Source organism: Amycolatopsis bartoniae, assembly GCF_014191255.1.
Taxonomy (GTDB): Bacteria; Actinomycetota; Actinomycetes; order Mycobacteriales; family Pseudonocardiaceae; genus Amycolatopsis_E; species Amycolatopsis_E bartoniae.
Genome location: NZ_JACHWH010000001.1, coordinates 984,355 through 1,002,536, shown reverse-complemented (window position 1 = coordinate 1,002,536; position 18,182 = coordinate 984,355). Strand labels below are relative to the sequence as shown.

The window sequence follows — 18,182 nt, the reverse complement described above, 5'->3', positions numbered from 1 at the left end:
GGATCACTGGACGGCGACGACTTTGCCGTCGGGGCCGAGCCGGGCTTCCTTGATCGCTTGGCCGATCGGCTCGCGCACCCACCATGCCCCGGTTTGGCGCCGTTCCGCCGGGGTTGTGAAGCGGTAGCGGAACAGTCGCGCCCGCAGGAACGTCGGGCGTTCGCCGTGGAAGGGGTCGCGCCGCAGGAGTTTCAACGTCACCGGGTCGGCGGCGAGCAGCTTTCCGGCGAGCGGTGGCAGCCACGCTTCGCTGTAGCGGGAGGACAACGAGGCGAACCACATCATCCAGTCCAGCCGCAGGTGGTACGGCGCGAACTGCCGGGGGCACCGATGGGGATCGCCCGGCTTGCCCTTGAACTCGTACTCCTGCCACACCGTGTCCGGCGTGAGCTCCGGCTCGTCCGTCGCCTCGATCACGATTTCGTGGCGCGTCTTGCTGATGCTGCCGAACGCGCCGTACGTGTTGACCAGGTGCAGGCGGTCGAAGCTGTAGTTCATCAGTTGCATCCGGGAGACCAGGTTGCGCGCGGGGCGATAGCTCAGCACGAGCACGAGCGCCGTCACGGCGAGCACGACGATCCGGAACCACAGCGGTGGTTCCGCCGGTGCCGGCGCCCGGAACGGCAGCAGGTGACTGTCCAATGCGGACACCGCGAGCGTGATCGTGAGGAAGTTCAGCCATGAGAAGTTTCCGCTCGCCACGAGCCACAGCTGCGTGACGATCATGACGAGCGCCGCGATCCCCGCCGCCGGCTGCGGGGCGAACAACGCGAACGGCACGACCAGTTGCGTGAAGTGGCTGGCCAGCACCTCGACCTTGTGCAGCGGCTTGGGCAGGTGGTGGAAGTACCAGCTGAGCGGGCCGGGCATCGGCTGGGTTTCGTGGTGGTAGTACAGGCAGGTCAGGTCGCGCCAGCACCGGTCGCCGCGCATCTTGATCAGCCCGGCGCCGAACTCGAGCCGGAACAGCACCCACAGCAGCAGCCACAGCACCGGAACGGGCGCCGCCATGTCCGCCGGGCCGAGGAAGATCGCGAGGAACCCGGTTTCGAGGAGCAGCGACTCCCAGCCGAACGAGTACCACGTCTGTCCCACGTTGACGATCGACTGGTACAGCACCCACGGCAGGGCCCACACCACGAGCGACACCCACACCGGCGCCGTGTCGGTGAGCCCGAGGACCAGCACCGCCGACACGACCGCGCCCGCCCACGCGACGATCGCGAAGAAGGTGTCCGAGTAGTACAGGTGGAAAACACTCGGCGCACGCCGGAACGGCACCCGCGCCACGAACCGCGGGATCGGCAGCAGCCCGTGGGTGCCCAGCAACGCCCGGAACTGGTTCACCGCAACGAGAAACGCGACGAGGTACAGCGCGGCGAGCATCCGCTGGAACGCCAGCTTCGACGCCCAGTAGTCCGGATCGGTGAACCACTCCCATCGCACGCGGTCAGGCTAGTGCCGGCGCACCGCCCCCGCCGGGTTCTTGCCCAGGAAGCGAAGCGGACAAGTCGACTTGGCGACGTCCGACGAGGGCGCGTGCTGGGCCTCGGGCCAGTGCGGGTGGAGGGCGCGGGGTGGCAGCCGTGTCGGCCTGGCGCCGGTGCCTGCTGCGCAAAGGGGAGCGGGTTTTGGCGCCGGGCGCCGGGCGCCGCCTGAGTCTCGGCCCGGAGCGGGAGCCGGGAGCCGGGGCCTTGACCGGATGGCGGAGCGTCGTCCTGGCGCGGGAGCCTCAGCCGGTAGCCGGTAGCCGGTAGCCGGTAGCCGGTAGCCGGTAGCCGGTAGCCGGTAGCCGGTAGCCGGTAGCCGGTAGCCGGTAGCCGGTAGCCGGTAGCCGGTAGCCGGAAGCCAGGAGCCGGGGCCTTGACCGGGAGCCGGGGCCTTGGCCGGGTGGCGGAGCGTCGGCCCGGAGCGGGAGCTCGGCCGGGGCCCGGAGCCGGAGCGTCGGCCCGGAGCGCGGGAGCCCGGCCGGGTGTCGGAGCCGGAGCCTGGACCTTCTGCGCGGGAGCAGTGCGGGTGGGAACGCGGGGTGTCGTCCAGCCTCAGCCCAGCGTCGGTGCCTCCTGCGCGGAGCCGGAGCCGGAGCCGGAGCCGGGCGCGGGGCGGGACACATGCGCCCAACCCCCAGCCCTCAACCCAGCGCCGAAGCCTCCTGCGCCAGGGCCGTAATGCGGTCGAAGTCCTTGGCGGCCAAGGCGTCCTTGGGGGTGAGCCACGAGCCGCCCACGCAGCCGACTGTTGGTAGGGCCAGGTAGGACCGCGCGGTTTCCGCGGTGATGCCTCCCGTCGGGCAGAAGCGCAGCTGTGGGAGCGGACCCGCGATCGCCTTCAAAAACTGGACTCCGCCGCTCGGCTCGGCCGGGAAGAACTTCAGCGCCGTCAGGCCCAGTTCGGCCAGGCGCATCGCCTCCGAGACCGTGCCCGCGCCCGGCAGGAAGGGCAGTCCCGTGCCGAAGGCGGCCTCCAGCACTCTGTCGGTGCAACCCGGCGTCACCAGGAACTTCGCCCCCGCGTCGGCCGCCTGCTTCGCCTGCTCCGGCGTCGTCACCGTGCCCGCGCCGACCACCGCCTCCGGCACCTGCGACGCCACCCGCTCGATCGCGTCCAGCGCCACGGGCGTCCGCAGCGTCAGCTCGATCACCCGGATCCCGCCCGCCGACAACGCTTTCGCGACCGGCACCGCGTCCGCCGCGTCGTCGACCACCACCACCGGCATCACCGGCGACAGTTCCAGCAGCTCGTGTCCGTTGCTCACCGAAATCCTCCTCGTACCGGGCCCGTCGAAATCCTCAGACCCGCGCCGGGGCGCCGAAGTGGCCCGGGGTCATCGCGCCGAACACGCTGGCGCCCTGATCCGCCGGGCCGACCGCCCGGCGCAGTGCCGTGAACAGCTCCCGGCCGGTGCCCTGCCACGACGCCTCGTCCGGCGCCGAGTCGCGCACCGGGCGCGCCGCCAGCTCCGCCGCCTCCACCAGCACGTCCAGCGTGCCCGCCTCGGCGTCGAGCACCACCACGTCGCCATCCTCCACCCGCGCCAGCGCACCGCCCGCGGCGGCCTCCGGCGTCACCTGGATGGCCGACGGGATCTTGCCCGAGGCACCCGACATGCGCCCGTCCGTGATCAGCGCGACGCGAAAACCCCTGTCCATCAACGACCCCAGCGCCGGGGTCAGCCCGTGCAGCTCCGGCATCCCGTTCGCCTGCGGACCCTGGTTGCGGATCACCACCGCCACGTCCCGGTCCAGCTCACCCGCCCGGAACGCCTCGTCGAACGCCTGCTGCGACGTGAACACCCGCGCCGGCGCCCGCACCACCCGGTGCTCCGGCGCCACCGCCGACACCTTGATCACCGCCCGCCCGAGGTTGCCGCTCAGCATCCGCAGCCCGCCGTCCGCCGCGAACGGCTCCGACACCGGGCGCAGCACGTCGGGATCCAGGCTCCGCGTCGGTACCTCGCGCCACACCAGGCCGTCCTCCGACAACACCGGCTCGCTGCGGTAGCGCGAAAGCCCGTCCCCGGCGACCGTCCGCACGTCCTCGTGCAGCAGCCCCGCGTCCAGCAGCGTGCCGACCAGGAACTGCACCCCGCCTGCCGCGTGGAAGTGGTTGATGTCGGCGCTGCCGTTCGGGTAGACGCTCGCCAGCAGCGGCACCACCGACGACAGGTCCGCGAAGTCGTCCCAGGTCAGCTGGATGCCCGCCGCCGCGGCGATCGCCACCAGGTGCATCGTGTGGTTCGTCGACCCGCCGGTGGCCAGCAGCGACACGACGCCGTTCACCACCGAACGCTCGCTGACCACCTCCGCCAGCGGTGTGTACTCCTCCCGCGACAGGGCCACGATCCGCCGCCCCGCCTCCTCGGTCAGCGCCCGCCGCAGCGGGGTGCCCGGCGGCACGAAGCTCGCGCCCGGCAGGTGCAGGCCCATCACCTCGACGACGAGCTGGTTCGAGTTCGCCGTGCCGTAGAACGTGCAGGTCCCGGCCGAGTGGTACGACGCCGACTCCGCCTCCAGCAGGTCCTCCCGCGTGGCGCGGCCCTCGGCGAACAGCTGCCGCACGCGGGCCTTCTCCTTGTTCGGCAGGCCGGACGCCATCGGCCCGGCGGGCACGAGGATCGCGGGCAGGTGACCGAACGCGAGCGCGCCGATCAGCAGCCCCGGCACGATCTTGTCGCACACCCCGAGCAGCAGCGCGCCGTCGAACATCTCGTGCGACAACGCGATCCCGGTGGCCATCGCGATCACCTCGCGGCTGAACAGCGACAGCTCCATGCCCGCGCGGCCCTGCGTGATCCCGTCGCACATCGCGGGCACGCCACCGGCGAACTGCGCCACGCCACCCGCCGAACGGGTGGCGTCCTTGATCCACTCCGGGTACTCGTGCAGCGGCTGGTGCGCCGACAGCAGGTCGTTGTACGCCGACACGATCGCGACGCCCGGCTTGCGCAGCCCGCGGATCGCGAGCCGGTCGCTGCCGCCGCACGCCGCGAAGCCGTGGGCGAGGTTGCTGCATGCCATGCCGGCCCGCACGGGACCTTCGGAGCGGGCCGCGGCCATGCGGGACAGGTACGCGGCGCGGGTCTCGGCGCTGCGCTCGGCGATGCGGCGCGTGACTTCCTCGACGACTGGGTGCATTACCGCCTCACGGGTCTCGGCTGGGGCCTGGAGACGGCGGCGCTGACGTCGTCAGGTTCGTGACAGTGCCCACGCTAACTCCAGATCCCACCCGAACAAAATCGATTAAGAAGATCGTTCAAGGTGACGCCGATCACGTACGTGAGTCACTATGTGCTACTTGTCACATTGAAACGTGCGCGGCAGAGTCGCTAGGTGACGGCCGCGCCGCCGACCCACCACGGAGGTACCCGATGTCCACCACCGAGCTCGCGGAAATCCGCCGGACCATCGGCCAGCTGCGCCAGTGCCTTGGCGTCCTGCGCTCCCGCTACGGCGACGCCGCGGCCGTCCGGCGCCTGGTCAACGACGTGGACCGGCTCGACATCGACGTGAGCGACCTGGAGAACCCGATCCCCGTGCAGCACAAGCCGGTCGACCCCGCGCAGGTGGTCAAGATCTCCGACGACCCCTACGACCCCGCGCTGTGGCAGGGGGCCGACGACGAAGGGGTTGGCGGCTACCACCGTGACCACCGGTGAGCGCGCCCGCTGACAACGAGGTCGGCACGGGCACCGGCGTGCGGGCGCCCCGGCGCGCCCGCATCGCCGAGCGCACCCTGCGCACGGACCGCTGGTGGCTTCCGCCGCTGCTCACCACGCTCGGGCTGGCCACGTTCGTCGTCTACGCGACGATCCGCGCCTTCGTCCGCACCGCCTACTGGGTGCCCGAGTACCACTACCTGACGCCGTTCTACTCGCCGTGCGTCTCCACCTCGTGCGTGGCCGGTTCGAGCCACTTCGGACACTGGTTCGGCGACTTCCCGTCCTGGATCCCGCTGGGCGCCCTCGTCCTGCCGTTCCTGCTCGGGTTCCGGCTGACGTGCTACTACTACCGCAAGGCGTACTACCGGTCGGTGTGGTTCTCGCCGCCGGCCTGCGCGGTGGCCGAACCCCACGCGCGCTACACCGGCGAGACGCGCCTGCCGCTCATCGTGCAGAACGTGCACCGCTACTTCTTCTACGTCGCGATGATCGTCTCGGTGGTCAACACCTACGACGCGGTCCTCGCCTTCCACGGCCGCACCGGCGGGTTCGGCTTCGGGCTGGGCAACGTCATCATCGTCGCCAACGTCGTGCTGCTGTGGGCGTACACGCTGTCGTGTCACTCCTGCCGGCACATCACCGGCGGGCGGCTCAAGCACTTTTCGAAGCATCCCGTGCGGTACTGGATGTGGACGCAGGTCACCAAGCTCAACAACCGGCACATGCTGCTGGCCTGGACGACGCTCGGCACCCTCGTGCTCACCGACCTGTACGTGATGCTCGTGTCGAGTGGCGTGTTTCCCGATCCCCGTTTCGTGAACTAGAAGGTGGCGGCTGAATGACCGAGGTCGAGCGGCTCGACTACGACGTGGTGGTGATCGGCGCGGGTGGCGCCGGTCTGCGAGCCGTCATCGAGGCCCGCCAGCGCGGGCTGTCCGTCGCGGTGGTGTGCAAGTCCCTGTTCGGCAAGGCGCACACGGTGATGGCCGAAGGCGGGTGCGCCGCGTCGATGGGCAACGCGAACCCGAACGACAACTGGCAGGTGCACTTCCGCGACACGATGCGCGGCGGCAAGTTCCTCAACAACTGGCGGATGGCGGAGCTGCACGCCAAGGAGGCGCCGGACCGGGTGTGGGAGCTGGAGACCTACGGCGCGCTGTTCGACCGCACCGCGGACGGGCGGATCAGCCAGCGCAACTTCGGCGGGCACACGTATCCGCGGCTGGCGCACGTCGGCGACCGCACCGGGCTCGAACTGATCCGCACGATGCAGCAGAAGATCGTTTCGCTGCAACAGGAGGACAAGCAGCGCTACGGCGACTACGAGGCCAAGCTCAAGGTCTTCGCCGAGTGCACGATCACCGACCTGCTCAAGGACGGTGACCGCATCGCGGGCGCGTTCGGCTACTGGCGCGAAAGCGGACGGTTCATCCTGTTCCAGGCACCGGCGGTGGTGCTCGCGACCGGCGGGATCGGCAAGTCGTTCAAGGTGACCTCGAACTCCTGGGAGTACACCGGCGACGGGCACGCGCTGGCGCTGCGGGCGGGCGCGACCCTGATCAACATGGAGTTCGTCCAGTTCCACCCCACCGGGATGGTCTGGCCGCCGAGCGTGAAGGGCATCCTCGTCACCGAGGGCGTGCGTGGCGACGGCGGGGTGCTGAAGAACTCCGAGGGCAAGCGGTTCATGTTCGAGTACGTGCCCGACGTGTTCAAGGGCCAGTACGCGGACAGCGAGGAAGAAGCCGACCGCTGGTACACCGACGCCGACAACAACCGCCGCACGCCGGACCTGCTGCCGCGCGACGAGGTGGCGCGCGCGATCAACTCCGAGGTCAAGGCCGAGCGCGGGTCCCCGCACGGCGGGGTGTACCTCGACATCGCGAGCCGGCTCACGCCCGAGGAGATCAAGCGGCGCCTGCCGTCGATGTACCACCAGTTCAAGGAGCTGGCCGACGTCGACATCACGGCGGAGCCGATGGAGGTCGGCCCGACGTGCCACTACGTGATGGGCGGCATCGAGGTCGATCCCGACACCGCGTCGTCCAGCGTGCCGGGACTGTTCGCGGCGGGGGAGTGCTCGGGCGGGATGCACGGGTCGAACCGGCTGGGCGGCAACTCCCTGTCCGACCTGCTGGTGTTCGGCCGACGCGCCGGGCTCGGTGCAGCGTCCTATGTGGAATCTCTCGACACGCGACCGAAGGTCGGCCAGTCCGATGTGGACAGGGCGGCCCGGACGGCGCTGGTGCCGTTCGACCCGCCGCGCCAAGGTGTCGAAGAGAACCCGTACACGCTGCAGAACGAGCTGCAGCAGACGATGAACGACCTCGTCGGCATCATCCGCAAGGCCGAGGAGATCGAGCGGGCGCTCGCGAAGCTGGACGAGATCAAGGAACGCATCGGGAACGTGCTGGTGGAGGGGCACCGGCAGTTCAACCCGGGCTGGCACCTCGCCGTGGACCTGCGCAACATGTTGCTGGTGAGCGAGTGCGTGGCGCGCGCGGCGTTGCTGCGCACGGAAAGCCGCGGTGGGCACACGCGGGACGACCACCCGCAGATGGATTCGCACTGGCGCAACAAGCTGCTGGTGTGCGAGACGACGACGGACGATCCGCTGGCGCCGAGCGTCACCGTCACGGCGAAGGACCAGGAGCCGATGCGCCAGGACCTGCTGGAGCTGTTCGAACTGGGCGAGCTGGAGAAGTACTACACCGACGAGGAACTGGCTTCGCACCCGGGGAGGACGGCGTGAGCTACAAGGCGAACTTCCGGGTGTGGCGCGGCGACGCGGCGGGCGGCGAGCTGCGGGACTTCACCGTCGAGGTCAACGACGGCGAGGTCGTGCTGGACATCATCCACCGGCTGCAGGCCACGCAGGCGTCGGACCTCGCCGTGCGGTGGAACTGCAAGGCGGGCAAGTGCGGCTCCTGCTCGGCGGAGGTCAACGGGCGCCCGCGGCTGCTGTGCATGACGCGGATGTCGGTGTTCGACGAGGACGAGGTGATCACCGTGACGCCGCTGCGCACGTTCCCGGTGATCCGCGACCTGGTGACCGACGTGTCGTTCAACTACACCAAGGCGCGCGAGATCCCCTCGTTCACGCCGCCGCCGGAGCTGGCGCCCGGCGAGTACCGGATGCAGCAGGTCGACGTCGAGCGCTCGCAGGAGTTCCGCAAGTGCATCGAGTGCTTCCTGTGCCAGAACACGTGCCACGTCGTGCGCGACCACGAGGAGAACAAGGAGCACTTCGCGGGCCCGCGCTACCTCATGCGGATCGCCGAGCTGGAGATGCACCCGCTCGACGTGGCCGACCGGCGCGAGGCGGCGCAGAGCGAGCACGGGCTGGGCTACTGCAACATCACGAAGTGCTGTTCCGAGGTGTGCCCCGAGAACATCCACATCACGGACAACGCGTTGATCCCGATGAAGGAGCGGGTGGCGGACAAGCGGTACGACCCGCTGGTCTGGCTGGGCACCAACCTGTTCCGGCGCGGGAAGAAGTAGTCACAGCCGCTCGGCGATCCTCGTCAGCCACGCGAGGACCTCGCCGGGGTCGGTGGTGACGCCGTCCGCGCCGAGCTGCTCGGCCTGTGCCAGCCGGGCCGGGGTGACCTGTCCGGTGTAGAAGAACGCCGGTCCCTGGTACAGGCCCTGCTCCCGCAGGTAGCGCAGATCGGTGAACCCGGCCTGCGGGTCGTCCTCGCGGCGGATGTCGGACACCAGCGCGTTCGGGCGCAGCCGGGGCAGGATTTCGACCGCCTCCTCCCGGTTCCTGGCCGCCTCGACGCGCGCGCCGCCCGCTCTGAGGGTGTTCATCAGATATGCGGGGCCCTCGGATTCGTCGTCGATCCACAGCACGCGCAGCCCGAAAAAACGGTCCGTGCGCTGGGGTTCCTGAACCGAGGTGGGAGGGTACGGCGCCGAGTCCGCGACGAGCGGCGCGCGCAGCCGGCGCCATTGGGCGGTGGCCATCGGCAGACTGCGCAGCAACGCGACGAACTCCCTGTCCTTGGCCAGTTCCGGAAAGCTCACCGGCAGCTCCTGGACGACCTCCTCCAGGGCCTCCGTCAGCTCGGCTTTCGTCTCGTTCGCGGGCGGCTTGACCCCGGTGACCGCGAACAGCCGCGCCCGGCGCCCCGGATCGGGTCGCGTGCCGTGCCGGACGTACTCCCGGAAGTCGTGGTAGTCGAGGAACCGCTGCGCCAGGTCACCTTCCGGGGACAGCACCACCATGTTGTAGAACTCGGGGTAGAAGTGCCGCAGCAGGATGATCTTCACCAGGTTCTCGGTGCCCAGGTCGCCTCCGATGCGGCCGAGGTGGTGCTCCAGCACGAAGCTGTTGATCAGCCGCTTGATCCGGCGCGGGTTGCGGCCCGTCCGCTCGATGAGCAGCTTCTTCATCGCGTCGTCGAACAGGTGCGCCGTGCCCGAGCGCAGCAGGTAGCCGTCCACGAGGTTCCGCGCCAGGATCGAGCTGGGCGGCGGAATGGGATAGCTGACCTGGATGATCTTCTCCAGGTACCGCACCCCGTCGGCCACCCGGTCGCGGCCGACGGCCTGCCACAGCACCGCCTGGTCGCACGCGAGGACGAACACGACGCCCGGCACGTCCAGGTACAGCTTGATCGTCTCGCACACCTCGAAGATCCGCTGGTCCGAGCAGCGGTCGAGGTCGTCGATGAACACCACCAGCAGCCGTCCCCGGCCGGACGAGCCCTTGGCCAGCCAGTTCTGCGCCATCTCGTGGACGACGGCCTTGATCTCGTTGCGCGCCTTGGCATCCACGGCGAGCGTGCGCCACATCGCGTCGACCGCGGCGCCCAGCCCGAAGAAGCTCGACGCGACCAGCGAGACCGCGCGCACCGCGCCGACCACGTGCTTGCGCCGCAACGTCCCGCGGACGGCGCGCCGCAGGACGTTGCGGTCGAAGCTCAGCAGCACCGACTTGATGAGCCCCTCGACGGCGTCGGCGCGTTCGGAGGTCCAGGCGTTGAACCACACCGTGCTGACGGCCGGGTCCTTGCCGAGCTCCGCGTCGAGGCGGCGCAGCAGGCTGCTCTTGCCCATGCCCCAGCCGGCGTCGATCGCGACCGTGAACGGCGCGGCGGCGCGGGAGGCGAGGATCAGCTCCGCGAGGTTCCCCGCGGTGACCGTCGACTCCAGCAGGTCCTCGTTGCCACCCTCGCCGACCGGGGAGTCGTTGAGGACGGCGAACGCCGGGCGAGCGGACTCGGCCACGGTGTACCCATCGTCGTCGAAAACGGTCACCGCAGGGTTATACCGCTTTCCGCTTCAGGACGTCAGTTGTTCTGCAGGAACGTCGTGGCCAGGCTCTGCCCGGTCGAGGTGGCCTTCGCGTGGTCCTCGATGGGCGAGACGGTCGAGTTCTTGAAGCAGATGTACGTCACGCCCGAGTCGGTGCCGCCGGTGCTCGGGTCGGGATCGATGCCCAGCGCCTTCGCGGTCGCGTAGGACGCTTCGCCGATGATGTCCGTCGGGCCGGTGTCCCCGATGACCGCGTACTCGACCTTCCCGTTGTAGATCACCGCGCACGAGCCGCCACCCCGGAGCCCGGAGGACGAGTAGTTCCAGATGCTGCTCGAACTCGGCACGACGATGTACGGCAGCTGGGCCGCGTTCAGGGGCTGGTCGGTCGAGGTGTGGAACGCCGTGTCGGGGTAGAAGCAGCAGTCGGTGTCCTCGTTGCACTGGGTGGTGCGCTGCCCGTCACAGTCGATGTCCATGTCGGCGTGCCAGAACACCGCTCCGTTGGCGCCGCACACGGAGACGGTGCTGCTGGTCTCCTCGTCCGTCTTGTACTTTCCATTCGAGATCTGGCTGCAGCTCTGGGTTTTGGCCAGCAGTTGGGCCGCGGTGGGCGCTGCGGCCTGGGCCATCGCGGTCGGGAAGAGGCTCACGAAGAGCGTGAGCACGACGAGGAAGACCTTCTTTCGCATGGCGGCTCCCTAATTAGGAAAGTTTCTTAACTTTCAGGGGTGCCCAGGATGCCGTGCCCTCGCGCGGGCGCACAAGGAACTTTCGTAGGAATTCAGGCACCGGCCAGGGCGTCGACCGCGGCCGGGGCGAGCAGCTCGTCGGCGACCAGACCGGACAGTCCCACCAGTGTGGTGTTGACGCCGAGGGTGCACGCGGCCACGTTCACGCCCGCCAGCGCCGTGGTCTGCGCGTTGGCCCGCACGGCGTCGCGCAGCGAGTCGAGGAACGGGGGCAGCACGCCGATCGCCCCGCCGACGCGCAGGTAGCGCGGGTTGACGATGGTGACCACCGTGGCGAGCACCGTGCCGACGAGCCTGCCCGCTGCCGCGGTCACGCGGATCGCCTCGACGTTCCCGGCCCGCACGCGCCGCACGACGTCCTCCGCGGTCCGGACGCCCGTCGGCCGCAGCTGCCGGATCACCGCCTGGCCGCTGGCGATCGCCGAGACGCAGCCCCGCCGCCCGCAGTCGCAGCGTTCGTCGTGGCCCTCGATGCGGAGGTGTCCGATCTCGCCCGCCGACGCCGTCTCGCCGCGGTGCGTGCGCCCGGAGATCACCAACCCGGCGCCGATGCCCGTGCCGACCTTCACGCCGACGAGCGCCGCGTCCGGCCGTCCGAGGTCGCAGTACGCGCCGAACGCCAGCGCGTTCGCGTCGTTCTCCAGGAACACCGGCACCGCCAGTGCTTCGGTGAACCGGTCGCGCAACGGCAGTCCCGTCCACTCGCGCATGGCAGGTGGCGCGCTCGTGGTGCCGCGGTCGTGGTCGATCTGGCCGGGCACGCTGAGCCCGACCGCGGAGAGGCTGTCCGCGCGCCCCGTCCGGTCGAGCAGCTGCCGGCCGGTGTCGAGCAGGTACGTCAGCGTCTCGCCGGGCAGGTGACCCGCGGGCAGCGGGCGGTGCACCTGGGCGAACACGGTGCCACGCAGGTCGACGACGGCGACGGTCGCGTGCCGCTGCCCCACGTCGGCGACCAGTGCGGTGCGCCCGACGTCGTTGGCCGCCAGCACCTGCGCCGGGCGGCCACCGTTGGAAGCACGCACGCCCGTCTGCCGCAGGAGGTCCAGCCGCTGCAGGATCTCGAGCCGCTCCACCATCGTCGCGCGCGACAGGCCGATGCGGTCCTGCAGCTCCTGCCGCGTCAGCGGACCCTCGGCGCGGAGCACGGCCAGGATGTGCCCGGGGGAGGTCGGTGGCGGCGTACGCATGTTGACAGCTTCTCCCGGCGGGACTTATGTTCAATGACCTGACAGAAGTCTAACCGGCCCCGGATGCGGAGAGAGTCAGATGCGCGCGGCCCGCGGCCCGACGCTCCTGCGGGGGTTCGTCGTGGCCGGACCAGCTTCGCTGGCAGCGGGTTGCGTGGGCTTCTCGACCACCGGCGCGGGTGGAATGGTGTTCCTGTCGACGCAGTTACGGCCCGTCGCCGTGGCCGAGACCCGGTTGTTGGAGGCCCAGGAATGACGGTGGACACCACGAGGACGACGGAGAGCGCATCCGGCGGCAGAAGACCGGTCCGCTTCACCGAGCCTGCCCTCGCGGCCAGGGCGGCCCGGGTGTTGCGGGACAACGACACCGGAGCCGTCATCACGGCCGCGCCCCGGCTGTACCCGCACATGTGGAGCTGGGACGCCGCGTTCATCTCCATCGGCCTCGCCCGGCTCGACGTGCAGCGCGCCATCGCGGAGCTGGACACGCTGTTCGCCGCCCAGTGGCGCAACGGCATGGTGCCGCACATCGTGTTCACCGACGACGACGCGTACTTCCCGGGGCCCGACCGCTGGGGGACCGACGTGGCGCAGGACGGCCCGCGCGACGTGCGCACGTCCGGCATCTGCCAGCCGCCGGTGCACGCCATCGCGGTGCGCCGGGTGCTCGACATCGCCCGGCGCTCCGGGCCGCACGACCGGATCGACGCGGAGCGTTTCGCCCGCCGCATCTGGCCGAAGCTGTACGCGTGGCACCGCTGGCTCGTCGAGTACCGTACGCCGGGGTCGAGCGGGCTCATCGCGATCGTGCACGGCTGGGAGTCCGGAATGGACAATTCGCCGCGCTGGGACGTGCCGTACGACGCCGTGCACCCCGGCGCGGCCCTGCCGCCATACGTGCGCAAGGACGTCCGCCTCGTCGGCGACCCGGCCGAGCGGCCCACCGACCGCGAGTACGACCGGTACCTCTGGCTCATCGAGGAGATGCGCCGGGCGGGCTACGACCAGCGCACGATCGTCGAGAACTCCAGCTTCCTCGTCGGCGACGTGTTCATCACAGCGTTGTTCGCCGTGTCGTGCGACGTGCTGCTGGAGCTGGGCACCGAGTTCGGGCAGGAGCCGGAGCAGCTGGCGGATCTCGCGGACTGGGCCGCCAAGGCGCGCGCCGCGGTCGCCGGGAGCTGCCATTCGGTTTCGGGCATGGCCCGCGACCGCGACCTGCGCACCGGCCGCTGGCTGGACACGCAGACGATCGCCGGGTTCTCCCCGCTGCTGTGCGGCGGGGCACCGGACGACGTGCAGCTGAAACTGCTGTCGCTTTTGGACAGTGACCGCTGGGCGGGCAACCCGGACCTGCTGGCGCCGGTGCCACCGTCGGTCTCGCCGATGCGCCCGGGCTTCAACCCCCGCCAGTACTGGCGCGGTCCACAATGGCCGGTGGTGGTGTGGTTGTTCTCGTGGGCCTTCGAGCGCCGCGGCTGGCAGGACCGGGCGCGGAAACTGCGTGACGGCGGCATCCGCCTCACCGAGGACGGCTCGTTCGGCGAGTACTACGAACCCTTCACCGGCGAACCACTCGGCAGCACGGACCAGTCCTGGACGGCGGCCGTGGTGCTGGACTGGCTCTGCGCGTTCTGAGCACGAAAAAGGGGCGGCACCGCTGGTCCGGTGCCGCCCCTTTCCGCGGTCCGGTCAGCCCGCGCGGAGGTCGGCTTCGAGCGCGATCTCCTGGGCCTTGGTGTCCGCCGCCGGGAGGTGCTTCTTGCTGCGGCGGTTGCGCCGCTCCAGGTACGTCGCGAGCGCGGTGAGCAGCAGGCACAGCACGATGTAGATCGCCGCGACCACGAGCGTCGATGGGACGATCGGGCGGCTGAACTCGCCCTGCGTGCCGATGTAGCGCGCGTAGTACAGCAGTTCCTGGTACGTCACCACGAACCCGAGCGCGGTGTCCTTGAGCAGCACCACCAGCTGGCTGATGATCGTCGGCAGCATCGAGCGGATCGCCTGCGGGATCAGGACGAGCGTCATCACCTGCGTCTTGTTCATGCCCAGCGCGTAGGCCGCCTCGCTCTGGCCCTTGGGCAGCGCGAGGATGCCGGCGCGGAACACCTCCGCCAGCACCGAGCCGTTGTACAGCGTCAGGCCCAGCACCACGGACAGGAACGGCGAAATCGTGACGCCGAGCGCCGGCAGGCCGTAGAAGAACAGGAACATCAGGACCAGCAGCGGGATGGCGCGGAACAGCTCGACCACGAACGTCGAGATCCCGCGCAGCCACGCGTGGTCGGAAAGCCGTCCGGCGGCGAAGATCGCGCCGAACACCAGTGCGAGCACCGCGCCCAGCGCGAACGCCTTGAGGGTGAACAGCACGGCGTTGCCGAGGTCGCGCTGGACCTGCGTGTACTCCAGCCACTCCCAGCGGCGCGCGGAGAACTGGCCGCTGTCGTAGAAGCGGTAGATCACGAACGCGATGATCGCGGCGACCACCAGCGCCCCGACGACGGCCAGCAGCCGGTAGCGCACCCGGGCGCGCGGCCCGGGGATGTCGAAGAGGACGTTGGTCATCGGGCCACGCTCCACCGCTTCTCGAAGGCACGCTGGACCAGCGACAGGAGCGCGACCAGGATGATGAACCCGAGCGCGACCCACAGCAGGCCGACCAGCTGGTTGTCGCCGCGCTCGGCGAGGTACTGGCGGATCGCGCCGGCCTCGACCACGTTGAACCCAGCGGCGATGGTGGTGTTCTTCAGCAGCGCGATGAGCATGCTCATCAGCGGCGGGACCACCGAGCGCACCGCCTGCGGCAGCACCACCTGGCCGAGGACCTGGGTGAACGACAGGCCCAGCGCCCGCGCCGCCTCCGCCTGGCCGACCGGCACCGTGTTGATGCCGGAGCGCACTACCTCGCAGATGAACGCGGACGTGTAGATGGTCAGCGCCACCACGGCCGAGGTGAAGTAGCTGAGCTTCAGCACGTCCAGCAGCGGGTACGCGAACACCAGGAACGCGAACACCAGCGTCAGCGGGGTGTTGCGCAGGATCGTCACGTAGGCGGTGCCGACGACGCGGAACACCGGCACCGGGCTCACGCGCAGCATCGCCAGGAACGTGCCGAAGACCAGGCTCGCCACCGCCGAGATGACGAAGAGCTTGATCGTGGTCAGGAAGAACGGACCATAGAGGTCCAGATTGTCGAGCAGGACGTCCATCGGGCCTTCCCCGCCGCGGGTCGAGTGGGAGATAGAGGTGTGGCCGGTGACCGCCCACCGTGAGCGCTCACCGGCCACACTCGCGGATCAGTAGCGCTGGATGGTGGGCTTGGTCGCGGTCGAACCGGACTTGCCCAGGGTGGCGTCGTAGATCTTCTGCCACGTGCCGTCGTCGAGCGCGGCCTGCAGCAGGTCATCGATCTTGTTGCGCAGCGCCGAGTCGTCCTTGTTCAGGCCGATGCCGTACGGCTCCTGCGAGAACGGCTGGCCGACCACCTTCAGGTTGTCCGGGTCCTGCGCCGCGAAGCCCTTGAGGATCGCGTCGTCGGTGGTGACGGCGTCGACGTCCTTGGTGAGCAGCTTGTCGACGCACTGCGAGTACTTCTGGAACTCGACGATGTTGCCGGGCTCGGTCAGCTGCTGGTCGCGCACCCGCTGGATCGGGGTGGACCCCGTCACCGAGCAGACCTTCTTGCCCTTCAGGGTGTCCTTGCCGGTGATGGAGTTGTCGTCCTTGCGCACCAGCAGATCCTGGCCCGCCTGGAAGTACGGGCCCGCGAACGACACCTGCGCCTTGCGCTTGTCGGTGATCGTGTACGTGCCGACGTAGTAGTCGACGGTGCCGTTGGCGATGGCCGCCTCGCGCGCACCGGAGTCGACGGTCTGGTACGTGATCTTGCTCTCGTCGTAGCCGAGGCCGGCCGCGACGAGCTTCGCGATCTCGATGTCGAACCCGGAGTACTTGCCGGTGGTCGGGTCCTTCGCGCCGAGGCCGGGCTGGTCGTCCTTGACACCGATGGTCAGGCCGCCCTTGCCCTTGATCTTCGCGAAGGTGGCCGAGCCGGGAATGTCGACGCCCTGCGCCACCGTGTACGACGGCAGCGCCGCGGCGTTGCCCCCGGTGTCCCCGGTGCCGCCGCTGGACGGCGTGCCCTCCTTGCCGCAGGCGGTCAGCGCGAGCGCGCCGACCAGCAGCCCTGCCGCCAGGGTGCGGATCCTCATTCGAACTCTCCTGCTTCCTGGGTCGGTGCGGCGCACGTCGCGCCGCGAACCTGCTAGTGGGTAAGGATCTTGCCGAGGAAGTCCTTCGCACGTTCGGACTTCGGCTGGGTGAAGAACTCGTCCGGCGTGGCGTCCTCGACGATCTCACCGTCGGCCATGAACACCACCCGGTGCGCGGCGCGGCGCGCGAAACCCATCTCGTGGGTGACGACGAGCATGGTCATGCCGTCGGCCGCCAGGCCCGTCATCGTGTCGAGCACCTCCTGGACCATTTCCGGGTCCAGCGCGGAGGTCGGCTCGTCGAACAGCATCACCTTCGGCTTCATCGCGAGCGCGCGGGCGATCGCGGCGCGCTGCTGCTGCCCGCCGGACAGCTGAGCCGGGTACTTCTCCGCCTGGTTGGCGATGCCCACGCGCTCCAGCAGTTCCATCGCGGTCTTGCGCGCCTCGGCGGAGGACTGCTTGCGCACCTTCACCGGCGCGAGCATGACGTTCTCCACGATGCTCTTGTGCGCGAACAGGTTGAACGACTGGAAGACCATGCCGACGTCGGCGCGCAGCGCGGCGAGCGCCTTGCCCTCGGCGGGCAGCGGCTTGCCGTCGACGGAGATCTCCCCCGAGTTGATCGGCTCGAGCCGGTTGATCGCGCGGCAGAGCGTGGACTTGCCCGAACCCGAAGGACCGAGCACGACGACGACCTGGCCGCGCGGAACCTCCAGGTTGATGTCCTTCAGCACGTGCAGCTCGCCGAAGAACTTGTTGACGCCAGTCGCCTTGATCATCGCCGGCGACGTCGCTGTGGTCATCGATCCCTCCATACACCCCTGCCCATCCGGCGATCTAACACCGAAGTGGCGGTTGACGCCCGCAAAACGGACCAAAAGCAACCTAGGTGTCATCTGCGCACCCGGCAGGAACCTTAGTAGGAGATGAGCAGGGGTGCGGGCCGGGTCGCGAAGAGGTAGCATGCGGGTAGCAAAGGGGGTAGCATGCTGGGTATGAAGCTGAGTGTGAGTCTGGGGGAGGAGGACGTCGCCTTCCTGGACGAGTACGCGGCGGAGACACAGGCGGGGTCCCGGTCCGCCGTGTTGCACAGGGCCATCGAGCTGCTGCGTGCCTCGCAGCTGGAGGAGTCCTATGCCGACGCGTGGGAGGAATGGGAGATCGAGGACGCCGCGCTGTGGGAGTCCGCCGCGGGTGACGGGCTGACGGGTCGGTGATGCGGCGTGCGGAGATCCGGCTCGTGGACCTCGAACCGGTGCGAGGCGCCGAGGCGAGCAAGACGCGCCCAGCGGTGATCGTCAGCAACGACGGAGCGAACGCGGCAGCGTCCCGGCTCGGCCGGGGGGTCGTGACGGTCGTACCGGTGACGTCGAACACCACCCGGGTGTATCCGTTCCAGGTCCTGCTGCCCGCGAGCGCCTGCGGGCTGAAGGTGGACTCGAAAGCCCAGGCGGAGCAGGTCCGCTCGGTGTCGGTGGAGCGGATAGGGAGGAAGACGGGCCAGGTACCGCCCGCGGTGATGGCGAAGCTGGACCAGGCGCTGCGCGTGCACCTGGGGTTGTGATCCGGGCAGTCGGGCTGCGACCTGACTCCCGGGGTTGTCGGG

The 18,182-nt window shown here is 69.7% G+C and carries 17 protein-coding genes; 7 read left to right on the top strand and 10 right to left on the bottom strand.

Annotation, left to right across the window (positions count from 1 at the left end; translation table 11 throughout):
* Positions 1 to 3: 3 nt before the first annotated feature.
* The 3 genes from FHX82_RS04940 to edd form a co-directional block, all read right to left on the bottom strand.
* A complete protein-coding gene (locus tag FHX82_RS04940) occupies positions 4 to 1,446 on the bottom strand; it encodes a lipase maturation factor family protein (protein WP_145937460.1) in 1,443 nt (480 codons plus the stop codon).
* Between the two features lie 685 nt (positions 1,447 to 2,131).
* Positions 2,132 to 2,755, bottom strand: coding sequence for a bifunctional 4-hydroxy-2-oxoglutarate aldolase/2-dehydro-3-deoxy-phosphogluconate aldolase (eda, locus tag FHX82_RS04935; RefSeq protein WP_145937461.1), 624 nt, complete (start codon positions 2,753 to 2,755; stop codon positions 2,132 to 2,134).
* A gap of 34 nt (positions 2,756 to 2,789) precedes the next feature.
* The gene (edd, locus tag FHX82_RS04930; RefSeq protein ID WP_145937462.1) at positions 2,790 to 4,634 is read right to left on the bottom strand and encodes a phosphogluconate dehydratase; all 1,845 of its coding nucleotides are present in this window, start codon (positions 4,632 to 4,634) and stop codon (positions 2,790 to 2,792) included.
* Between the two features lie 233 nt (positions 4,635 to 4,867).
* Here edd and FHX82_RS04925 point away from each other — a divergent pair, with 233 nt between their 5' ends.
* Genes FHX82_RS04925 through FHX82_RS04910 form a run of 4 tightly spaced genes read left to right on the top strand, consistent with a single transcriptional unit; the run spans position 4,868 to position 8,662 of the window.
* Positions 4,868 to 5,155 carry an Rv0250c family protein gene (locus FHX82_RS04925; protein ID WP_145937463.1) on the top strand — a complete coding sequence of 96 codons (288 nt, stop codon included), beginning with the start codon at positions 4,868 to 4,870 and terminating at the stop codon, positions 5,153 to 5,155.
* Positions 5,152 to 5,982 carry a succinate dehydrogenase subunit SdhC gene (gene sdhC, locus FHX82_RS04920; protein WP_145937464.1) on the top strand — a complete coding sequence of 277 codons (831 nt, stop codon included), beginning with the start codon at positions 5,152 to 5,154 and terminating at the stop codon, positions 5,980 to 5,982. Before FHX82_RS04925 ends, sdhC begins: the two co-directional genes overlap by 4 nt.
* A gap of 14 nt (positions 5,983 to 5,996) precedes the next feature.
* Complete coding sequence (locus FHX82_RS04915; protein WP_145937465.1) at positions 5,997 to 7,910, top strand: fumarate reductase/succinate dehydrogenase flavoprotein subunit; 1,914 nt, start codon at positions 5,997 to 5,999, stop codon at positions 7,908 to 7,910.
* Positions 7,907 to 8,662, top strand: coding sequence for a succinate dehydrogenase/fumarate reductase iron-sulfur subunit (locus FHX82_RS04910; RefSeq protein ID WP_145937466.1), 756 nt, complete (start codon positions 7,907 to 7,909; stop codon positions 8,660 to 8,662). The genes FHX82_RS04915 and FHX82_RS04910 overlap by 4 nt, the downstream gene beginning before the upstream one ends.
* Here the strand turns inward: FHX82_RS04910 and FHX82_RS04905 are convergent, their stop codons facing one another.
* The 3 genes from FHX82_RS04905 to FHX82_RS04895 form a co-directional block, all read right to left on the bottom strand.
* Positions 8,663 to 10,426 (bottom strand): P-loop NTPase fold protein, encoded by a 1,764-nt coding sequence (locus tag FHX82_RS04905; RefSeq protein WP_145937467.1) that lies wholly within the window; start codon positions 10,424 to 10,426, stop codon positions 8,663 to 8,665.
* Positions 10,427 to 10,458: 32 nt separating this feature from the next.
* Positions 10,459 to 11,115, bottom strand: coding sequence for a glycoside hydrolase family 75 protein (locus FHX82_RS04900; RefSeq protein ID WP_145937468.1), 657 nt, complete (start codon positions 11,113 to 11,115; stop codon positions 10,459 to 10,461).
* Between the two features lie 92 nt (positions 11,116 to 11,207).
* Positions 11,208 to 12,362, bottom strand: a complete 1,155-nt coding sequence (locus FHX82_RS04895; protein ID WP_145937469.1) for an ROK family transcriptional regulator — start codon at positions 12,360 to 12,362, stop codon at positions 11,208 to 11,210.
* Positions 12,363 to 12,614: 252 nt separating this feature from the next.
* Between FHX82_RS04895 and ggh the strand changes: the two genes are divergently transcribed.
* Complete coding sequence (gene ggh / locus FHX82_RS04890; protein WP_145937470.1) at positions 12,615 to 14,000, top strand: glucosylglycerate hydrolase; 1,386 nt, start codon at positions 12,615 to 12,617, stop codon at positions 13,998 to 14,000.
* Positions 14,001 to 14,054: 54 nt separating this feature from the next.
* Here the strand turns inward: ggh and FHX82_RS04885 are convergent, their stop codons facing one another.
* The 4 genes from FHX82_RS04885 to FHX82_RS04870 all read right to left on the bottom strand — a co-directional run bounded on the left by FHX82_RS04885 (position 14,055) and on the right by FHX82_RS04870 (position 17,355).
* A complete protein-coding gene (locus tag FHX82_RS04885; RefSeq protein ID WP_145937471.1) occupies positions 14,055 to 14,927 on the bottom strand; it encodes an amino acid ABC transporter permease in 873 nt (290 codons plus the stop codon).
* The gene (locus tag FHX82_RS04880; protein WP_145937472.1) at positions 14,924 to 15,571 is read right to left on the bottom strand and encodes an amino acid ABC transporter permease; all 648 of its coding nucleotides are present in this window, start codon (positions 15,569 to 15,571) and stop codon (positions 14,924 to 14,926) included. Before FHX82_RS04880 ends, FHX82_RS04885 begins: the two co-directional genes overlap by 4 nt.
* Positions 15,572 to 15,658: 87 nt before the next feature.
* A complete protein-coding gene (locus tag FHX82_RS04875; protein WP_145937473.1) occupies positions 15,659 to 16,573 on the bottom strand; it encodes a glutamate ABC transporter substrate-binding protein in 915 nt (304 codons plus the stop codon).
* Positions 16,574 to 16,626: 53 nt separating this feature from the next.
* Positions 16,627 to 17,355, bottom strand: coding sequence for an amino acid ABC transporter ATP-binding protein (locus FHX82_RS04870; RefSeq protein ID WP_183176581.1), 729 nt, complete (start codon positions 17,353 to 17,355; stop codon positions 16,627 to 16,629).
* 216 nt (positions 17,356 to 17,571) lie between these two features.
* On the opposite strand from FHX82_RS04870, the gene FHX82_RS04865 reads away from it, so the two are divergent.
* Complete coding sequence (locus FHX82_RS04865) at positions 17,572 to 17,793, top strand: DUF8778 family protein (RefSeq protein WP_145937475.1); 222 nt, start codon at positions 17,572 to 17,574, stop codon at positions 17,791 to 17,793.
* Positions 17,793 to 18,140 (top strand): type II toxin-antitoxin system PemK/MazF family toxin, encoded by a 348-nt coding sequence (locus FHX82_RS04860; protein WP_145937476.1) that lies wholly within the window; start codon positions 17,793 to 17,795, stop codon positions 18,138 to 18,140. Before FHX82_RS04865 ends, FHX82_RS04860 begins: the two co-directional genes overlap by 1 nt.
* Positions 18,141 to 18,182 lie beyond the last annotated feature (42 nt).